General features: G+C 55.4%; 18 protein-coding genes and 2 tRNA genes. 8 read left to right on the plus strand and 12 right to left on the minus strand.

From position 1 onward, the window contains the following. Positions 1 to 1,080: 1,080 nt before the first annotated feature. On the minus strand, positions 1,081 to 1,524 hold the full coding sequence (locus tag EKM95_RS09190; protein WP_125697735.1) for a hypothetical protein: 444 nt from the start codon (positions 1,522 to 1,524) through the stop codon (positions 1,081 to 1,083). 83 nt (positions 1,525 to 1,607) lie between these two features. Between EKM95_RS09190 and EKM95_RS09195 the strand changes: the two genes are divergently transcribed. Next, positions 1,608 to 2,630 (plus strand): zinc-binding alcohol dehydrogenase family protein, encoded by a 1,023-nt coding sequence (locus EKM95_RS09195; protein ID WP_125697737.1) that lies wholly within the window; start codon positions 1,608 to 1,610, stop codon positions 2,628 to 2,630. Positions 2,631 to 2,702: 72 nt separating this feature from the next. On the opposite strand, the gene EKM95_RS09200 is transcribed toward EKM95_RS09195, so the two are convergent. From EKM95_RS09200 to EKM95_RS09210, 3 genes are all read right to left on the minus strand, one after another. Further along, complete coding sequence (locus EKM95_RS09200) at positions 2,703 to 2,996, minus strand: hypothetical protein (RefSeq protein WP_125697739.1); 294 nt, start codon at positions 2,994 to 2,996, stop codon at positions 2,703 to 2,705. A gap of 53 nt (positions 2,997 to 3,049) precedes the next feature. Continuing rightward, positions 3,050 to 3,463, minus strand: coding sequence for a GNAT family N-acetyltransferase (locus EKM95_RS09205; RefSeq protein ID WP_225423273.1), 414 nt, complete (start codon positions 3,461 to 3,463; stop codon positions 3,050 to 3,052). A 225-nt stretch (positions 3,464 to 3,688) separates the two neighbouring features. Beyond that, positions 3,689 to 4,069, minus strand: coding sequence for an iron-sulfur cluster biosynthesis family protein (locus EKM95_RS09210; protein WP_125697743.1), 381 nt, complete (start codon positions 4,067 to 4,069; stop codon positions 3,689 to 3,691). A 937-nt stretch (positions 4,070 to 5,006) separates the two neighbouring features. On the opposite strand from EKM95_RS09210, the gene EKM95_RS09215 reads away from it, so the two are divergent. From EKM95_RS09215 to EKM95_RS09225, 3 genes are read left to right on the plus strand one after another with little or no spacing between them, the layout of a single operon-like run. After that, positions 5,007 to 5,459 carry a LytTR family DNA-binding domain-containing protein gene (locus tag EKM95_RS09215; protein ID WP_125697745.1) on the plus strand — a complete coding sequence of 151 codons (453 nt, stop codon included), beginning with the start codon at positions 5,007 to 5,009 and terminating at the stop codon, positions 5,457 to 5,459. Further along, the gene (locus EKM95_RS09220; RefSeq protein WP_125697747.1) at positions 5,459 to 6,196 is read left to right on the plus strand and encodes a LiaF transmembrane domain-containing protein; all 738 of its coding nucleotides are present in this window, start codon (positions 5,459 to 5,461) and stop codon (positions 6,194 to 6,196) included. The genes EKM95_RS09215 and EKM95_RS09220 overlap by 1 nt, the downstream gene beginning before the upstream one ends. Positions 6,197 to 6,228: 32 nt before the next feature. Continuing rightward, positions 6,229 to 7,590 (plus strand): MFS transporter, encoded by a 1,362-nt coding sequence (locus tag EKM95_RS09225; RefSeq protein WP_125697749.1) that lies wholly within the window; start codon positions 6,229 to 6,231, stop codon positions 7,588 to 7,590. 81 nt (positions 7,591 to 7,671) lie between these two features. On the opposite strand, the gene nrdD is transcribed toward EKM95_RS09225, so the two are convergent. Continuing rightward, positions 7,672 to 9,858, minus strand: a complete 2,187-nt coding sequence (gene nrdD, locus EKM95_RS09230) for an anaerobic ribonucleoside-triphosphate reductase (RefSeq protein WP_125697751.1) — start codon at positions 9,856 to 9,858, stop codon at positions 7,672 to 7,674. Positions 9,859 to 10,127: 269 nt separating this feature from the next. Here nrdD and EKM95_RS11695 point away from each other — a divergent pair, with 269 nt between their 5' ends. After that, positions 10,128 to 10,298, plus strand: coding sequence for a hypothetical protein (locus tag EKM95_RS11695; RefSeq protein WP_164510157.1), 171 nt, complete (start codon positions 10,128 to 10,130; stop codon positions 10,296 to 10,298). A 197-nt stretch (positions 10,299 to 10,495) separates the two neighbouring features. On the opposite strand, the gene asnB is transcribed toward EKM95_RS11695, so the two are convergent. The 4 genes from asnB to EKM95_RS09250 form a co-directional block, all read right to left on the minus strand. Further along, positions 10,496 to 12,454, minus strand: coding sequence for an asparagine synthase (glutamine-hydrolyzing) (asnB, locus tag EKM95_RS09235; RefSeq protein ID WP_125697753.1), 1,959 nt, complete (start codon positions 12,452 to 12,454; stop codon positions 10,496 to 10,498). Positions 12,455 to 12,593: 139 nt separating this feature from the next. Next, positions 12,594 to 12,666, minus strand: a tRNA-Ala gene (locus EKM95_RS09240). A 23-nt stretch (positions 12,667 to 12,689) separates the two neighbouring features. Further along, positions 12,690 to 12,762, minus strand: a tRNA-Ala gene (locus tag EKM95_RS09245). A 397-nt stretch (positions 12,763 to 13,159) separates the two neighbouring features. After that, positions 13,160 to 14,338 carry an MDR family MFS transporter gene (locus EKM95_RS09250; protein WP_191988594.1) on the minus strand — a complete coding sequence of 393 codons (1,179 nt, stop codon included), beginning with the start codon at positions 14,336 to 14,338 and terminating at the stop codon, positions 13,160 to 13,162. 238 nt (positions 14,339 to 14,576) lie between these two features. Here EKM95_RS09250 and EKM95_RS09255 point away from each other — a divergent pair, with 238 nt between their 5' ends. The 3 genes from EKM95_RS09255 (at position 14,577) to thiD (ending at position 17,373) form a co-directional block, all read left to right on the plus strand. Further along, positions 14,577 to 15,413 (plus strand): SbcC family exonuclease, encoded by an 837-nt coding sequence (locus EKM95_RS09255; protein ID WP_125697757.1) that lies wholly within the window; start codon positions 14,577 to 14,579, stop codon positions 15,411 to 15,413. Next, complete coding sequence (locus EKM95_RS09260; RefSeq protein WP_125697759.1) at positions 15,406 to 16,464, plus strand: hypothetical protein; 1,059 nt, start codon at positions 15,406 to 15,408, stop codon at positions 16,462 to 16,464. Before EKM95_RS09255 ends, EKM95_RS09260 begins: the two co-directional genes overlap by 8 nt. 78 nt (positions 16,465 to 16,542) lie before the next feature. After that, complete coding sequence (gene thiD, locus EKM95_RS09265) at positions 16,543 to 17,373, plus strand: bifunctional hydroxymethylpyrimidine kinase/phosphomethylpyrimidine kinase (protein ID WP_125697761.1); 831 nt, start codon at positions 16,543 to 16,545, stop codon at positions 17,371 to 17,373. Positions 17,374 to 17,818: 445 nt separating this feature from the next. On the opposite strand, the gene EKM95_RS09270 is transcribed toward thiD, so the two are convergent. The 3 genes from EKM95_RS09270 to EKM95_RS09275 all read right to left on the minus strand — a co-directional run bounded on the left by EKM95_RS09270 (position 17,819) and on the right by EKM95_RS09275 (position 19,294). Continuing rightward, complete coding sequence (locus EKM95_RS09270; protein WP_164510158.1) at positions 17,819 to 18,343, minus strand: DUF308 domain-containing protein; 525 nt, start codon at positions 18,341 to 18,343, stop codon at positions 17,819 to 17,821. 106 nt (positions 18,344 to 18,449) lie between these two features. After that, positions 18,450 to 18,626: a hypothetical protein gene (locus tag EKM95_RS11700; RefSeq protein ID WP_164510159.1), complete on the minus strand. Its 177-nt coding sequence runs from the start codon at positions 18,624 to 18,626 to the stop codon at positions 18,450 to 18,452. Then, a complete protein-coding gene (locus EKM95_RS09275) occupies positions 18,623 to 19,294 on the minus strand; it encodes an NAD(P)H-dependent oxidoreductase (protein ID WP_125697764.1) in 672 nt (223 codons plus the stop codon). Before EKM95_RS09275 ends, EKM95_RS11700 begins: the two co-directional genes overlap by 4 nt. Position 19,295 lies beyond the last annotated feature (1 nt).

Consider the following 19,295-nt stretch of genomic DNA (forward strand, 5'->3'; position numbering starts at 1 on the left):
GGGAGGTAAAAACCTGAACGAACACCGTCGTTGTGCACTTTAGCAAAACGGCGGTCCAAAAAAATGTCCGCACGCCCTTGGGGCGTGCTATTCGCAGACCAGTGGACGGGAAGTTCTGTCATCCTGGTCACCTTGCGATCTCTGGGATTGCCAATCTACTTCTTCTTGGCTGGATTATTCATATTTCCGATCTCAGAGATTGCGGAAAACGAGTACCCGGGGGCGTACGGCCCATAACAGTGTGATGTCATCCCATAACTTCTGCCAGACACCTTGAGGGCGTGCTATTCGCGGACCAGCGAACCGACGAAACTGTCATCTTCGCAATCGCGCAATCTCTTAGATTACCGATTTGCTTCTGCTGGGCTGGTTTGTTGAAATTTCCGATCTCAGAGATCGCGGCAACAGAGCACCACCCTGGGGCGTGCGGGTCCCATCGGTGTGACGCCATCACATTACTTTCTGCCAGATTCCTGAGAGCGTGACTATTTGCGGACCCGTGGACCGGAAGTTCTGTGATTTTGGCAAGCGCGCGATCTCTGAGATTGCCAATTTGCTTCTTCTAGGCTGATTTGTCAAAATCTCCGATCTCAGAGATTGCAGTCAGCGAGTCCCAGCGCGCACCTGTCACATCAGTGTGATGCCATCACATTAGTTTCTGCCAGAAATCTTGGGCGTGTTCAATTTGATGGACCCTGAATCCGCGGATCTGACCATTTCCAGACAAAAGGCCAACATTTACGGACCCCGAGTCCACGATGCCACACCCCGAAATTTTTCCCGACAACCGTCATCCTCCCAGACGCGTTTAACGGTGAGTTTGGTCGTGTGAAGTGGATAATGGATCGAACTGCACCGTCTAATGCGCCTCTGCCGTCCGTCGAATCAAGTTAAGAATGCCGGTCTATCAACATTTCTAAGTACACGGCGTAAGAGCAAAGTTTTTCAACGTCAGGCGTGCACCGAAAAGGCCGGCACATCAGCGTTTTCCAAACGCAAACCACCGCCTCAGGACAGCAAAAAAGCAGCCCCAAATTGGCAGCTGCTTCTCAGATGAAACCTCAAATAGATGGTATCTGTTTAAACCTTGCGCAGTGTGAACAGCGCACTCAGAATCAGAAGGACGCCCAGCGCGACCATGAAAAATTCAAAGTAGAAGGTCAGCCCCAGCAAAAAGATCCAGATGAAGGCAATCAGTGCGGCCCCGAAGAAAAAGTCGAGGCAAAAACGGCCGAAGCGTGAATGAGCGTTCCCGTCCAGCCAAGCTAACAGCCACAGTCCAACTGCTAACCCGATGCCAAAGCAAATGACGCTCGCCATCGCAAACAGATCATCTGGATGGTACACGAACCAGCCGTAGCCGGAAAATATTGCGGCCAGCACGATCACCAAGACAACGGTGATCGCGGTGCGGTGATCGCCGTGCTTCACATGGGAATCACTGCGCGTTGACTTGCTTGGTTGTGCCTCGACCGTCTCCTGAGCAGCGGCCTGCGCCGGCTCAACTTTTTCATTTTCTGCCATGATCGACCCTCTTTTCTCTCCATAGTTTACCAAAAAGCGCACAAGATTTACACTAGGCATACAAACAAACAAGGAGGCGCCTTATGTCACATCATGCATTTGGCTTTTACCAAGGCCTGCCGTTGAGCGATCCGGCAAGCCTGCAACTCATCACGGTACCGGATGAACAGCCACAGCCGTATGACCTGCTGGTGCAAGTCGCCGGCTTTTCGATCAACCCGGTCGATACCAAGCGGCGGCAAAACGCGCCGGCGACGACGACCCCACAGATTGTCGGCTACGACTCAGTGGGAACGGTGCTCGCACGCGGCGCAGAAGTGCTCGATTTTGCCATTGGGGACCGCGTCCTGTACGCCGGCACCACTCGCCGCGCCGGCAGTTATCAGGAACAACAACTGATCGACAGCCGACTGGTCGCAAAAGCCCCATCCGCCCTGAGCGATGCGGACGCCGCGGCACTGCCCCTGGTCAGCCTGACCGCGTGGGAGCTGCTGTTTGAGAAAATGGGCTTCGTCCCCGAAGCAGACGCCAACGTTGGCAAGACGCTGCTGGTAATCAACGGGGCCGGTGGCGTTGGGTCGCTTCTGACGCAATTGGCGAACTGGGCCGGGTTGACGGTGATTGCAACGGCCAGCCCCGTCAACCATGACTGGCTGATCGCGCATGGCGTCGCGCTCGCGCTGGATTATCACAGCGACCTTGAAGCCGCACTCGCCGAGAACAATATCCGCCAGGTCAATGGGGTCGCGATCTTGTTTGCCCCTGCGCCCTATTTTCAGCTAGCCTGCCAACTGATCGCACCGTTTGGCCACATCGCGACCATCGTCACACCTGACCGCCCGTTGCCAGTCGCGCTGTTGAAGGATAAGGCCGCCAGTTTTGACCTCGAGTATATGTTCACCAAGAGCGACTTTTCCTGGGAAATAACCAGCCAGGGAAAAATTCTGACGCGCATCGCTGAACTTGCGGCGACCCGTAAGATCACCGCAAGCGTCACCCGCCATTACGACACGCGCAGTCTAGCCAATCTACGCGACGCAACGGCGCGCAGCGAGGCCGGCCATCAAGTCGGCAAGATCGTGTTGACCGGGCCATTCGAATCGTAAGCAAAAAGCTGTCAGGATGCGGATCCTGGCAGCTTTTTTCGTCACTCAGACACAATTGTCTTCCTATTATACTTACTTGTGATAACCCAGCGCGATCTGACACGTTTGCTTGGCATCGCCTTCGGTCAGGCGGCTCGGGTCGTAGATGATGCGGCCTTCACCCATGTAATAGTTGAACTTTTTTAACACTACGCGCTGGGCCAAAGTCCGCAGGCGCAATTCATCGTTGATCTGCGCCTCAAATAGCTTGCACCATTTTTTGTCCATCATCGCAGGCTCCTCGCGCTCCGTGATGTACCCCTGATCCATGATCGTATCTGCGCCTTCCGCTTTTTGCATGCGGCTAACGGTTTGTTCTTCTGCCATTAATTTCCCCCCGAAAAAAATAGCGAGTCGCCTGCGCGAGTCGCCGTTTGCGTCTAATACCGTGGCTCGAGCAGCTTGCGCGGGCGAATGAAGGTCGTCGCCTGCGTATTTTCTGCCTGTTCAAATCCCGCACGTTGATAAAAACCGGTGAGGCGTTCGTCCCCGCAGACGACCACGATGCGGGCGACCTGCTTGAAATAATCGTCGAATTGTTGGAGCAATTGCTCGCCGATGCCCTGGTGCTGATTCTCGGGCAAGACGATCAGGTCCTGGATGAAAACAATCGTGTGCATGTCGGACACACCACGCACCATGCCAACCAACTTGCCCTCGTCATCGCGCGCCGTCAGTAGCGTCGAGTTGGCGATGCCGCGCGCGGTCTCGCCAACGTCGACCAGATACTTATTCCAGCCAACTGAACCATACAGGGCCTTGATCTCATGAATTGTCAGCGCCGATTCAAACATATACCGCAAAATACATTCCTCCACCAGTCACTTCTTATGTCACGATGATTCTACACCACTCGCGGCGTTTCTGATAGTGTGTTTTCATAACATTTCATTACGGGGCCAAAACGCCACGGGACAACAAAAAACCGGTGACTATTTTCACAATCCAGCCACCGGTCTTTCGTTATATTCATCACATCGTTTCGGTGCGTTTGTCATATCAAGCGCCGCGACCCCGCCTCAGCGAGCCGGGTTGTCGCGGATGCCGTTGGGCTCAGTGAAATCGATGAAGCCGAGGTTGCCATCGATCTCGCCGCCATCGCCGTTCAGTGCCATCGTGTCAGTGGTTGGGTGGAAATGCACCACCATGTGCGGGTCGAGATCTTCTTGCGAGTAGCCTTTGATCAAAACTGGACCAAGATTGCTGTCGACAGTCTGTTCATAATCCGGCGTCGCCTCATTGGCCGGCACCACATTAAAGCTGAACTGCGTCTGCATGTGGATCATCGCATGTTGCGAATACGGGCCGACGCCATCTTCAAACGTCAGCAGCAACTTTTTATCCGCGCCGAGATGCGGCGTCAGCTTCTTGATCGACCCTTCATCAAAACGAATTTCCATAGACTCATCCCCTTTGCCCAAATCATAGAAGCGGACGGGCAAAAAGGCAACTGAAACGACTCGGAGGACGTGTCCTCACGAAAATGCCACTGACGGTCTGTTCCTCGCGAACGGTTGTCTAAATATTGTGCCGACACCTCGTCACTTTCACAACATTTGGCCGATTTCGTCACATTTTCTTCACATTTCGCCTTTAGTATAGGAAACATAGAAACGAGCCACCCACTCGTTTCCATACCCATACCCAACTTTTTCATTTTTACTCCTCCAAGTAAAAATCGCCAGTCGCCCACCCAGCGGCTGGTCAATCCTTACTCCTTTGGTCGCCCCCACCCAGGGCGGCCATTTTTGATTCCAGGGTGTGGAGGCCCGCGGGATGGTGGGGCAGCTAGTTCGGCCTGGGCGGTTGATGGCGTACTTGGCCATCAGGCGACCGGGACGACTGGATGACCCCACCATGCGGGCCGGAACCCAACTATATAAGGGTGTGGAGGCCCGCGGGATGGTGGGGCAGCTAGTTCGGCTCAGGCGCTTGGTGGCGCACTTGGCCATCGAGTGCCTGAAACGCCTAGATGTTTCCACCATGCGAGCTGGATCCTGACTATAGGGTGTGGAGGCGAGGGTGCGAAGGTGCGAAGATGCGCGCATATGGTCGAGCAGGGTGGCTAGCCCATCACTTGATGGCGCACTTAGCCATCGAGTGGTGGGCGTACCTAGCTGTCTCGACCAGGCGCACCGAAGCCCGACTATTATCGGGTACGGAAGCCCGCGGGAAAATATACCGATACTTCCCGGAAAGAGTTCCGTGCGACACACCCCCTTCTTCCCCGCTTCAGTCAACCGCTCAGACACGATTTTTGACCGGTCACGTCAAAGTGGTTTCGCTTATCGCTTTTTAATGGTGTAATAATGATGTACTCAGAAAGGAGGGGCGCGGATGAGGATTCGGATCGAAGAAGACAACACATTGAAAGAACCCGAAGTGATCATCCGTGCCCCGGCCGGTGACAGCCGCGTGCACGCGATCCAGGCGCAGCTTCAAGCGCACGATGCCCCGGCGGCACTGCCTGTTTTTCAAGGGAGCACCGAAACGTTCGTGGCGCTGAGTGAGGTCTTGTTCATCGAAACAGCCGGCCGCCTGCTTCAGGTCCACACGCGCGAGCAGCTGTTCACCACCAACGAAAAATTGTATGTGCTTGCCGCCAGCTTGCCGGCCGAATTTCTTCAAGTCGCGAAATCCAGCATCGTCAATCTCACCCAGATCAGCGGGTTCAACCGCTCGGTGTCCAATTGCCTGGTGACGTTCCGCGACTCACATAAAACTGTTTACGCCTCGCGCCGCTACTACAAAGAGTTGGTCGCGCGGCTCAATGAAATGAGGGGATATTGATGTCAACGAATTCTAAATGGAGCCAGTGGTTCTGGGGCCTGTTCTTCCTCGCCTCGGCGGTCGTCTTGGTCGGCAGTCAAATGGGCTGGTTCACCCTTCACCTCACCTTCTGGCAGATAGTCTTCGGCCTGATCCTCAGCGCCACCTTTTTCCAGAGCATCGGCGAGATCAGCGCCCCCGGGATCGTATTTTCCCTAGCGTTTCTGGCGATTCTCTTCGCCCATCCGCTGGGCATCACGCGCCTTGTGCCCTGGACCATCCTCGGGGCGGCGCTTCTGCTGAGCATTGGCCTGTCGATGATTCTTTCTCCTCTGCAAAAACGCGACCGCAGTCATGGCCTCAAGGTGATCGTCAACGGGTCCACAAAAATTGGCGACTCCACCGAGACCATCGCCGCTTCGGATGACCAGGTCGTCAAGATCCACGTCCGGCTCGGCAATGCGGTGCGGTATGTGCAACTCCCCGATTTTCGCGCGGCGCAGATCGACATGCAGATGGGCGATGCCAAGATCTATTTTGACGGCAGTGAGATTCCTGCCGGCGAGGCCACCATCGACCTCGATGCGAAAATGGGTGAACTCGAGCTTTTCGTGCCGCGCGACTGGCGCATCGACAATCAGCTTCAGACCTTTGCCGCCGAGTTGACGGAAAAAGGCACCCAAGCGGATCAACTGGGGCCGGTGGTGCATCTGACCGGCCGCATGAGCATGGGCGAGCTGACCGTCCACTATATTTGATGTTGCGTTGAAAATAGAAAGAAGTGACCGTCATGACCGAGACTGCGACCCCCAAGCGCTTTGATGCGCAGATCGTCAAACTATTGATTTTGCGCTTCGCCGGCACGTTCGGTAGTGGCATGTTGTCGTTTGCCATTGGCCTGTACATCCTGCGCCGCACCGGCTCTGCCTTATCGATGGGCATCAGTCTCATCACCGGGCCCCTGGTGGCGGTGGTGCTCACGCCATTTGTCGGCTATGTAGTCGACACGATGGCGCACCGCAAGATCATGATCGCCGCGCAGATCACGACCAGTCTTGGGCTCTTGGCGTTTGCGCTAGTCTTTCACGCATGGCCGGCGCAATATTATCCGGAGTTGATCGGGCTGATCATCGTTTTGCAGATCACCGACAATTTTCTGGGAACGGCGCTGACGGCGAGTCTGATTCAATTGTTCCCGACGAGCCGCCTGCAACAGGTCAACTCACTCAATCAGTCGATCAGCTCGCTGGCCACGTTCCTAGCGCCGATCTTGGGTGCGCTGGTGTACACCGTGGTCTCGATCGATGTGTTCGCCTTGATCGAGATCGGCTTTGAGCTGGTCGAGCTGGCCTGCATCATGCTGTTGAAGTTTCAGCCGGTGGCAACCGAGGGCCGCACCGACATGCCTGACCCTACCGTGACGCCTGCCCCTGCCCCTGATCCCGACCCTGCCCCGCGCGAATCCGTCTGGGCAAATTTTCGCACCGGGTTTCACTACCTGGCCAATCAGCGGCTGATGTTATTGCTGTCACTGTCCTCGGCGGCGATCAACTTCTTTTTTGCCTCGCTGAACGTGGGCCTGCCCTATCTGCTGGTCCACACCTTGAAGCTGTCGAACCCGCAATATGGCGTGACCGATGCGGGCTTTGCGGTCGGCATGTTCGCTGGGGGCCTCCTGCTGTCCGTCCTGCATTTTCGCCATCACCCGATTCTGATCTCCTTTCGCTTCATCGCCTTGATGGGCGGCCTGCTGATGCTCAACGGCCTGCCGCTTCTTTTCCACTGGCCAAACGCGGTCAACGTGCTGTTTTACCTCGCGCTGAACGTGGCCAGCGGCGTGATGGTCGTCCTGATCAACACCCCGATCGGCACCTTGATGCAGCAGCTGATTCCCGCTGATCTCCAAGGCCGCGTTTTCTCGCTGCAAGGGATGATGTCGACCCTCCTCAATCCAGTGGGGACCCTGTTCTTCGGGATGCTCTTTGACCGCATCGCAGCCGGCCCGATCTTTGGCGTCACCGGCCTGATCCTGGTCAGCTTGACCCTTACCATCATCGCCCAGATGAGCCGGGAAAAATTGCTTGAGCGGCCTGAAAATCAGGTGCCCGAACCGGCCGCGGAATCAGTTACCGAGTCAGCCGCCGAAGCGTGAGTAGAAACACTGCCCGGCACTGAAGTTATTCCCCTAAACAAAAACCAGCGATCGCATGCACGTGCGATCGCTGGTTTTGTATTACGCTTGGCCGGCCAAATTGTCGTTGCCGAGCACAAGATGTTTCTTGCGATGAATGATTTCTTCCTGGCGTCCGTGCACCATCGGCCGCTTGTTCGGGTTGCCGAGGTAGCCGCACAGCCGCTTGACGACATCACAGGTGTCCGGGTTGTGATTGCCGCATTGCGGGCATTCGTACCCTTTTTCCGTCGCCTTGAACTCGCCCTTGAAGCCGCACTCGAAGCACTGATCGATCGGCGTGTTGGTGCCCAGGTAGCCGATCTTGTCGTAGGCGTAGTCCCACACGGCTTCCAGCGCCTTCGGATTTTGCTTGAGGTTCGGATATTCGCAGTAGTGGATGAACCCACCGGAACAATACTGCGGGTAATCTTTTTCAAAATCGAGCTTCTCAAACGGCGTCGGGGCCTTGCGCACATCATAGTGGAAGGAATTCGTGTAATAATCCTTGTCCGTGATGTCCTTGACGACGCCGAAGCGCTTCTTATCCAGCCGCGCAAACGTGTCGGTCAGGCTTTCAGACGGCGTGCCGTACACGGAAAAATGATAGCCGTATTCCTTTTCCCAGGCGACACAATGGTCATACAGATCCTTGACGACAGCCAGCGAAAAAGCCTTCGCATCCGGATTCTTTTCCCAGTCCGAGCCGTAAAAGACGGTGCCAACTTCATACAGGCCGATGTAGCCCAGAGACACGGTGGCGCGGGAATTCTTGAACAGCTCGTCGACTTTCTGGTCGTCGTTCAGCCGCTTACCGAAGGCGCCATACTTGTAAAGAATCGGCGCGGACTCCGGCGTGGCCTGCTTGGCGCGTTCCACCTTATAGACCAGGCCTTCCTTACAGATGGCGAGGCGCTGTTCGAGAATGTCCCAGAACTTCTTTTGATTCCCCTTGGACTCCATCGCGATCCGCGGCAGGTTCAAGGTGATGACGCCAAGGTTCATGCGGCCGGCGTTAACTTCCTTGCCGGTCTCCGGATCCTGCCAGCCTTGCAGGAAGGAGCGGCATCCCATCGGCGCCTTGAACGAACCGGTCAAGTCGACGATCTTATCGTAGGACAGCACATCCGGGTACATCCGCTTGGTCGCACATTCCAGGGCGAGCTGCTTGACGTCGTAATTTGGATCCTCGGGATTCAGGTTGAGCCCCCGCTTGAGGGTGAAGACCAGCTTCGGGAAGATCGCGGTGCGTTTTTCCTTGCCAAGGCCGGCAATGCGGATCTTCAGGATGTCTTTTTGAATCTCGCGTTCGATCCAGCTGGTCCCAAGCCCGAAACCCACCGTCACAAAAGGCGTTTGACCTTGCGTTGAATACAAGGTGTTGACCTGGTATTCCAGCGTCTGCAGGGCGTCGTAAATATCTTTTTTGGTCCGCTCCTTGGCAAACTTCTCCGCCGCGGCTTCATCGATCGGCAGCGTCTGGGCCTCCGCCAAGTGTTTTTGATAATTCTTCTCGGCAAACGGCGCCAGCACTTCATCGGTGCGGTCCGACGAGCACCCGCCATACTGAGAGCTGGCGACGTTCGCAATGATCTGGGTCATCTGGGTGACGGCGACCTGAATCGAATGTGCCGCTTCGACTTCGGCGTTCCCGATGCAAAAACCGTGCGTCAGCATTTCCTTGAAGTCGATCAGACAGCAATTGGTCTCAGCCATGTATGGCGTGTAGTCGAGGTCATGCCAATGGATATCGCCGCGCAGATGGGCATTGGCAACGGCAGGCGGCAGCATTTTCAGCCCGATTGCCTTGGCCACGGCCCCGGCGGTCAGATCCCGTTGCGTGGAAAAAACGCGGGAGTCTTTGTTGGCATTTTCGTGGACAACACTGGAATCGCGGTCAAGCAGACGCTGGACGTTGTAATTGACGTCGGACTTCTTGCTGCGCTCGATGTCGCGCTGGACGCGATAATCCGTGTAGGCCTTGCCCCACTCGTACTGATGGGCATCCAGCAACGCCTGTTCAACGATACTCTGGACTTCCGGGATACGGACGTCTTTTGCAAAACGCTCACAGATCGTGGCGACGGCGTCATCCGAGATCTGATCGATCAGATGATAATCCGCCGGGGTCAGCTCGCCATCGACCGCACGTGCGGCCTTAATGATCGCGTTGGTGATCTTCTGCTGGTCGAAGTCGACACTCCGCCCGTCGCGCTTTTTCACATTGATTTTTACCTTGAGATCGATCATGGCACTCACTCGCTTTCAAACTGATAGACTCAGTATAGCACGCGACACCCCCTAGATATAGTGGCGAGTATTGGAAAAATTATGTCTGCCGGCCATATATTGCGTGTTGTTCGATTGTATCGTGCACTGTTCATTCAGGCAAAAAACGCGTGTGTTCGCGCTTTGGCCCGCTCAGTCCTGCGACTGATTTTACCGGACTGATACAGTTACGCAGAAGGATTTTGCTATAATAGAGACAACAGAAATTTATTTACGAAAGGAGAACACTCATGTCAAAATCTCAACTCCAGCAGTTGCTCACCTGGGTCGTCATCATCATCTTGGCGCTGGTCCTGTTGCCATTCGTCGGCTCCGTGATCGGCCTGATCATCAAAGTCATCCTGTTTCTCGCCATTGTCGCCGGCCTGTACTGGGCTTATGTCACCTTCATCAAGAAGTAAGTTGGAAAGCGAAGTTTGGGCTTCGCTTTTTTGATTCCTGGGTGGGACGGCGGTACGTATTCGTTTTTCCGGTGTCACCCTGACCGTCCCCGTATTCGTCTAACCAAAAAGCCACCCGCCGACATCCGCCGCCTCGATCCTCAAGATCAAAGTAGCCGCACATCAGCGCGTGGCTTTTCATTTACCTGTTCACTTCATCAGATCAGCTTGCCGCTATCCATCAACGCCTTCACATCCGGCTGCACATGCTCATATTTTGCGAGTGTGTTGTCCCAGTCGATGAAGTAGAGCTTGTACCAGGTCAGGAATGTGTACACAGTCCAGAGCTGGCGGCGCGCATCGACCTTTTCATCAAAATTGTCCTGCAAGAGCTGGACCAACTGCTTCTGATCGAACAGGTCAGCGACCCAGTCTTCCTTAAACAGCGCGCGCACCTGGTCGCAGTAGTCGGCCTCGCGCAGCCACGTCTTCACCGGCACTGGGAAGCCGAGCTTCGGGCGGTTGGCCCAGTCGGCTGGCAGATGCTTGCCCGCAGCTTTACGGAAGGCATACTTGGTGTCTTTCGTATTCAGCAGCATTTTGCTTGGAATGCTGTTAGCAAGCTCCGCGACATCGCGGTCGAGGAACGGGACGCGCAGCTCCAGCGAGTGCGCCATCGAGATCTTGTCGGCCTTTTGCAAAATGTCGTTGAGCATGAAGTGATGCAGATCGATGTATTGCATCTGCTTGACCGGCTCTGCATCCTGGACCTTGGCAAAATCGGCCTGATACATCTGATGCACGGTGTGGTCATTTTGGTACTTGGCCTGCAGGATGCCATTGGCCTGATCCGAGGTAAAAATCGTTGGCTGGTCCGGATCATAGATCACGGATTCGCCGACATAATACTCAGATGGGGCGGCCGTCCAGGTATAGAGATGTACTTTGCCAGGGAACGCTGGCAGTTTTTTGATTCCACGCCCCAGCGAATGGCGAATCCCCCGCGGCAGTTTGCGCAAGCCGCTCGCGAAGACCTTCACCACCATTTTTTTCGTGTGCATGCCGTAGTTGACATAGCCGGCGAACAGCTCGTCGGCGCCTTCCCCGGACAGCACCACCGTGACCTTGCGCCGGGCAAGTTGGCACAGGTACCACAACGGAATGACCGACGGATTGCCATCCGGTTCGTCCATGTGATATTGCATCTCAGCGAAGTCACGGAAGGCGTCATCGCCGGTGACCGTGATCTCGTTGAAGTTCAGCCCGTTGTCATCGGCCAGCTCCTTGGCCACACTCGCCTCGTTGAACGGCCCGTTGTCAAAATTGACACTGAACACTTCTTTTGGCTTGAGCACCGAGGTCACGTAAGAGGAATCCACCCCTTCAGACAGAAAACTGCCCACCGGCACATCGGCAATGTTGTGCAGATGGACCGAATCGACGACCGTTTTATCGATTGCCTCAACCGTCGCCTCTTCATCACGCTTTTGATCGATGTCGTACTTGGCATCCCAATATTCGTGGATCTGCATCTCGTTGTCGTGGAACTCGAACCAGTGACCGGCCGGGAATTTATACACGCCCTTGAAGAAGGTCTCGTTCATATCGTTGTACTGATTCATCAGATACGGCTTGACCGCTTCCGTGTTGAGTTCCTTCTTGAAATTCGGATGCTTCAAAAACGCCTTGATCTCGGAGCCAACGATGAAGGTCTGGCCTTCGTGATAATAGTAAAGTGGCTTGATGCCGAAAAAGTCGCGGGCACCAAACAACGTCTTCTTATTTTCGTCCCACAGCAGATAGGCGAACATCCCGCGCACACGGCTGAGCGTGCCGGCCATCCCCCATTCCTCATACCCGTGCAGTAAAACTTCCGTATCAGCCTTCGTGCGGAACACATGCCCCTTCGCCAGCAACTCTTCGCGTAGGCTTTGATAGTTGTAGATCTCACCATTGAACGTGATCACCACAGAATTGTCTTCATTATACAGTGGCTGTGCCCCACCCTTTAGATCGATGATACTCAGGCGGCAAAAGCCCATCGCGAGCTCTGAATTGATATATTCCCCGCCGCCCTGCACATTTGGGCCGCGATGACGGATCATTTCCATCATCGCATTGATCGTCCCTTTTTTGTCCAGCACGGTCGGGTCGTTAAATGTGATAATGCCACACATGTTTTTTGCCTCCTTAAGCATCCAGTCCAAGCTATGGTAAAGCCTAATGAAACAGGCATTGCGTGTCAAGAAGGCACGCGCTTACACCCGCGAATTTTCCGAAAAATAAAAAAAGCACCGCCAGCGCGATGCTACGATCTGGATCCTAACGGACTTGAACCGTCGACCTCCTGCATGCCATGCAGGCGCTCTCCCAACTGAGCTAAGGACCCGAAAGGTTGATTTTTGAAGAAAATGGATCCGATGAGATTCGAACTCACGACCTCTGCCATGCGAAGGCAGCGCTCTCCCAACTGAGCTACGGACCCAAAACACAAGTAACATTGTATCGAGAAACCGCAGCGCTGTAAAGGACTATTTGCATAATCGGCAAAAAGGCTGGGCGGAATGAGACGCTGCCCGTTTCCATATCGTGATGCTGTCATGGGACGTCATCCCAATTGGCGGGACGCTCCTACCCTCACACAGCCGCCTGACCGCGCCACATTTGCGACGGCATCAAAAAAGCCGCCATTTGTCTCTGGCGGCTTCTGACGTCGGGTGATATCCGGTGGGTGGTCGGATATCTGGTCGTACTGGAGGAGTAAAATGAAAGAGTTGGATATGGGGGTGAAATGAGTTGGGGGGCTCATTTCGATTCTAATGATACCCATAAGATATGAAGATTTTGTGAACATATAGCATTTTATTTATGAATTACATAAGCTATTTTGTCGGAAGATGAACCGCCGCTGCCCGCAAGGTGAAGATCAAAACAGCCGTGAGCAGTGTCACAAAGAGCATGAAGAACAAAATGTGATAGCTCAGGGCCTCGATCAAAAGCGCGCCGATCAGCGGCCCCACCGCGCGCCCGGCCGACGCAAACATCTGCACGAAGCCCTGGTAGCGGCCTTTTTGGTTGCGCGGCGAATACAGATCCACATAAGTCGACACCGCGGGTAGCGCCAAGATCTCGCCGATCGTCAGGATACTGATGGCCAAAATAAATTGCCAATAATGAGTGGCGACGATCAGCACTAGGAACGAACTAGCAAACAGGGTAAAGCCCGCGGTCAGGCGCAGGCGAATGTGGCGCAGTAGCCAATCATCAAAGGCCGTTAAGATTGGCTGGCCCAAAACGATCAGGCTCGCATTAACGGTCCACAGGAAACTATAGTCGCGCACGGTCAACCCGATCTGCGGTGTCAACATGAACGCCGAAATGTTGCTTTGCCATTGCTCATAAGCGATCCAGGTGATGAACAGGACCGTCAGCAATAACGCCACATTCAGCCGATACGGCGCGACTTCCGGGGCCCCAGCCGCAGCCGCGGCCTTGACCCGGACCGGTTTTTCCACATTAAAGTGCAGGAGGGCCACCACGAAGAAGAGGCTGAACAGCAGGCAGGCTAAGGCGAAGATGTACGAGATGCCATGGGGCAAGACGAACCCGACGATCAGCGTGCCGATCACCAGGCCCAAGTTAGAGGTGAAATAGAGCACGTTGAAGACAAAACTTGGGCGCCGGCTGGTCGCAAGGGTCGCGTATGAGTTGACCGAGGTGATGACGATCCCATTGCCAAAGCCCATTGCCACCAGAAACAGCGGATACGCGGGCCAGCCATGCCACACGATCAGGCAGCCGGATGTGAGTGCCGCGAGCCCAATGCCCATCAAGATTGTGGGATATGGTTTCCACCGGTCAAACAAACGCCCGCCGACATAATTGCCGATCATCATCGCAAGTGAATTGCAAAATAGCACCGCCGCCGAAACGGTCAGGCTTTCGTGCAGGTATTCATGCATGTAGATCGTGGTTAATGGCCAAATGAAACTGATGCCGGTATTGGTGATCAGCGACCCCAGAAACAGCCAATTAAGATGAAGTGTTTGCCTGCGCACCACGCGGACCTCCTCGAAAAAAATGTGACGTGTTCATTGTACCGAAGGGCCTCGTAGTTGTCCGGTGAGATGGGCAATTTCTCATCGACATTCGGGCGTTTTTCATCACCTGCTCACGAAAGCGGTTGCCGAAACGCAGAATTATAGAAGGAATCTTCTAAAATCCTGGTATGAGGCGTTTCTAAACCCCGGGCCTTGCGGTACACTAAAACTAATAGTGAAGAATGTGAGAGGAAATGCCATGACGATTCAATCCAGTTTGACCTACCAAAAACAGTTCTTTAATGACTTTAGTGATGCGTGGGATAAACGGTCCACTTATCGCTTATACAAGGGCATCGATACCACCGCCGAAAATTTGCGGCTTGAGCTGGCCGAGACCCCTGGCTACATTTTGGCGTATGACAAGACCGGCGAAAACGAGCTGCATGATTTTCTGCAGGCGGACCTGATCAAGTTTTTGAGCGGCCACATTCCGTTTTTCGAAGTAGCCGATAATGGGCAAGTCTTTTTCGGCGACTGGTTCCACCGGCGCGAATTTGGCCGGCTGAATGTGTTCACCCGGTCCATCGACCAAGTCACAGAAAGTCAGCGCACGATCTTGCCGCAGCTGGAAGCATTTTCCGAGGATCCGGATCATTATCTGGATCTGCAGCTAGAGGCGATGCGCAAACACGTATATGCCGAGGTGAACACCTTGTCCAACCAGCTGGAAAGTCTTGAGGCGGAGGCCCCGGCCCAACCGACTCGGCAAAATCCGACCAGTTCGTTCCGCGGCTTGATCAAGAATTTCATCGACCCGGATGATGATGACAAGCCGGCACCAACCCCGCGGCGGGCCAGCGCGCCTGATCAAGGCAAGCTGCGCAGTCGCTTCGATGCGGCCAAGGCTGAAGCCGACAGTGAATTTGATGCCAAAAAGCGCCAGATTCAGGTTGCCGCTGCGATCACCCGTTACGAATACCAAGCCGTGATGAACACCTATAGCTCCGTGGCCCAGTTCGAGAACATCCTGACCAGTCTGCGCGATGACTTCATGCGCGCACTTGAACTCAAGGAGGAACAGGCCAATGCTTAATTATCAAGACAATTTATTACAAGAGATCATCCCGGTTCATCTGACGGCCAAAGAGGCGCGCACGAAGATCGCCGCCCGCTACCGCAAGCAGCTGGACGCGATGCGCAACGACCCACTTTGGAGTGCGAACGAACCGGCGCTGCTCAATGCGACTTTGAGCTACACGAGCCTGCTGGCGGACAAGTTGGCGCAAGCCCTCACCGACCTGGATGGCCTCGACGCCGATTTTGCCAAGCGCCTGTGGCTCGACCCGATCGCCCCGCAGCCGGAACATGGCGCGGTGAATTTCTACCTGGCCGGCGACGGGAAAAATACGCTGCTGATGACCCTACAGGATGCGCTAACCGACGACGCGCGGCTAGTGGCCGTCAACCTGCCGACCCTGATTCAGATCACCGCGACGGATCCGGAGCGCCAGCCATTTGAACCCGACGAACTGGCTGCCTTGAGTCTGATCACCAAGGCGCTTTACACCGCGGATTACAGTTTCAAGACGGTCGACGAAACCGTGCTGCAGCCGGTCGACGGCTTGGCCTTCGCCACCCGCGAAGACGACACCAAGACGGTTGCCAAGCAGCAAGCCGTCACCCAAGCCGGCGACATCGAGCTCACACTGGATCTCGGCGCCGCCGCCCTTGCCTCTTACCATGTGGTGGATGACCAGGGCCATGATTGGATGGACCTCGGCACGGACAGCCAGGACGGCACCATTTTGACCTGGGCCTCGACCACCATTCCAGACGAGTTGGTCGGCCACACCCTGACCCTTGAAGCCGCGACCCGCTCGGATGAAAATGTGCCGGCGCTGGATGAGCTCTTCGTTATCGCCAGCAACAACGCCATCCTCATGCGGCAAGGCAAGGCGTCCGGCAGCTACGAATTGGCGCTGCCAAATCATCAGACCCTGGCTGTTCACGTCGATGCGGCCCATGGCAAAATTCGCCTGAGCTACCCGCAACGTGACGTGCAGATTCTGGAGCTCACCCATCAATATCCGTTCTTCGGCGAATGGCTCCGCGTCGTTTTACCGCAGCGCCGCGCCTTTAATTAAAGCCTCACGAACTTTTCGTGCAAAAATCTTGGGATGCCCTTATAATAGGCGCATCCCATTTTAGGAGGCATCCGTTTTATGGCTAATGAATTTCCACAAGTTCTCACCATCGCCGGCGTCGATAGCGACGGCAGCGCAGGCGCGCAAGCCGACCTGCACAGCTTTTTCATGCGCGGCACGTATGGCACCTTGATCCTGACCGCCGCCGTGGCTGGCAACTCCTATGGCATTTTCGACAGCGTGGTGATGCCGGTCGATTTCATCAATAAGCAATTCGATGTGCTCGCCGATGACCTCCACATTCGCGCCGCCAAGACCGGCATGCTGGCCGATGCCGCCACTATGAAGGCCGTGGCCGCGAACCTCACGAAGTACGATTTCGGTGCCTTGGTGCTCGATCCCGTGATCTCCACCAAGCACGGCAACACCCTGATGGAAGAAGAAGCCCTTTCAACGTTGAAAAATGTGCTCCTGCCGCTCACCACTGTCATCACCCCGAATTTCTATGAGACCCAGCATCTGGTTGGCCGCGAGCTCCACTCCGACGCCGACATTGCCGAAGCCGCCGCAGAGATTCAGGCCCTGGGCGCGAAAAATGTGGTGCTCAAGGGTCGCCACGACAGCGATGACCAGACGGAAGTGCGCGATTATATTTTGCTGGAAAACGGCAAGCATTTCTGGCTGACCGGGCCGTATTTTGCCACCGAACGCAAAAACGGTACCGGCGACACCCTCAGCGCCGTCATCACCGCGGAACTCGGCAAGGGCACCCCGGTGGAAGATGCGATTCGCATCGCCAAGCATTTCGTCGACACCGCGATTCAAAACGAGATCGCCGTTGGGCATAAGTTCGGTCCGATCAATCACTGGGCCGTGCCAATCGTTTTGCCAAAACAAACTGAAGAATAAGTCGCAGATGCGTGCGTGGCTCCGGAAACAGGGCCACTTTTTTGTGCGGTTGGGGCCGGCGACGGCGAGTGGCGGGGCGCGGTAGAGCTGGCTTGGCGAAAATCGGGCTGGAACGCCCTGGGCACGACTTGGCGCCACCCGCGGAAAGGCGCCGCGTCTGCCTTCAAGCTCGGCCTTATCGTAAGCGGCAAGCCGCTAACGAAAATTTCAGGGCTGAGCCCAATTTTCACCTGCACCATCCGACCGGCGCCACGCCACTAGCCGGTCGCCTTCAGATATCAGAGCATCCCCGTTCTGTTCAATTCACTTTTGAACTCAGTGAGCGTTCTTCGCGAGCGCTCGGCCCAGTCGTTGCCCACAAAAATAGCGATTCTCGCAGGTATCATTTATGCGAGAATCGCTTTTCTTCTATTATAAAGGAATTTGTTTAGCCGCATCGGGCATCCTACTTCATTCGCAGCACTGTGATCAGCTCCAGTACACTCATCACGATCAAGACTACGCCAATGACTTGCAGCATTAGCAGCACGCTGCGGAATGGATTGAACACCAGGACGATGCCGACGAGCAAGACCAATATGCCATAAAGAATTTGCGGCAACGGTGAGACGTTGACGTAGCGCTGATTGCGTTTGGCGGAGGTCACGCGGTCCAAGCCGTATGCGATCAGCGCGATGCCGATCAACAGCGGCATCATGCTTAAGATTGGGCGCAACAAAACCCACACCAGCAGCGCCGCGATCAGAAGCGAGACACCGCGCACGAAGCCGGCGTCACCCATGCCGCTTCGCCGATCGCGCAGGCCAGTTGCCAGGTCCGGCACCGCCATCACGATCAAAACCACGATGATCAGCCACTTCACGGTCGAATACACGGTGCCCGGCGCCAGGACAAACCACACGCCGCACAGCGCCATTAAAAGGGTGCGCAACCACGCCCATTGTTTCAGATGATCGATCAATACTTGCATGCCACTCGCTCCGTTTCCAAGATTTATGCTTACTTTACCACGGAAAAAAGCGGCGGACATTGGACCTAAGGGGGATTTTTTCTCGGCCAAAAGCGGCGGATGACTGTCACCAGCGGGAATGGTCCCACGTGCGGCCGTCCACCTCGCCCTCGGCCAACTCGAGGCGCTGCGCCTGGGCGCGAATAAAATCGCTGAGCGCAACAAATTTGGCGCGCGTTTCATAATCTTCCGCGATGGCGGCCAGCGCCTCTGCTTGGCTGAGTAGCCAGTCTGTTTCGCTCAATCTTCTTCCCCTTCTTTCAGCTCGTTGATCGTCTCCTGCAGATGGACCAAGGTCTCCTGCCGAGTCGCCAGCGTTTGCCCCACCAGCGCGGCCTGGTCCCCCAAGTCAGCCAGTTGGTCGAGCCACCAGTCGGCCTGCTCACTTAATTTGTCCGGATGAGCCAACGTGAGATATTGCTGGTAAGCCACCAACAATTTTTGGTGTGCCGCCTCATCCTGATACGAAAACTGATCGATCACCAACGGCGCCAGCATGCGCAGCCCTGTTTTGCGCGCCAGCGCGGCAAATGGGGAAAATAGTTCGCTGAGGCTGACCCCTTCCGCCCCGCCAAGTTGATAGCCGCGAGCCGGCTGCCCCAGGTTGACGACAAGGCCGAGGCTCTTGCCGGTAAGCAGGCCGCCGTGGGCATCGTACACGGCTGAGCGGACCCACACCTCGTCCAGCCACTGATAGAGACTGGCCGGTGCCGCATACCAATACAGCGGAAACTGAAAGATGATGCGGTCGGCGGCGCGCAGAAGGGCCTGTTCCTGTGCGGGGTCAAACGGGAGGCTGGCGTCGAGATGATGCCAAGTCGCATCGGCGATCGTCGCCGCGCTGGCTTTGAGAAACTGCTGGGTCTGAGACTGGTCCAGCGTCGGGTGACTGACCACGATCAAAGTTTTCATT

The sequence above is a fragment of the Lacticaseibacillus yichunensis genome (assembly GCF_003946405.1).
GTDB classification, from domain to species: domain Bacteria; phylum Bacillota; class Bacilli; order Lactobacillales; family Lactobacillaceae; genus Lacticaseibacillus; species Lacticaseibacillus yichunensis.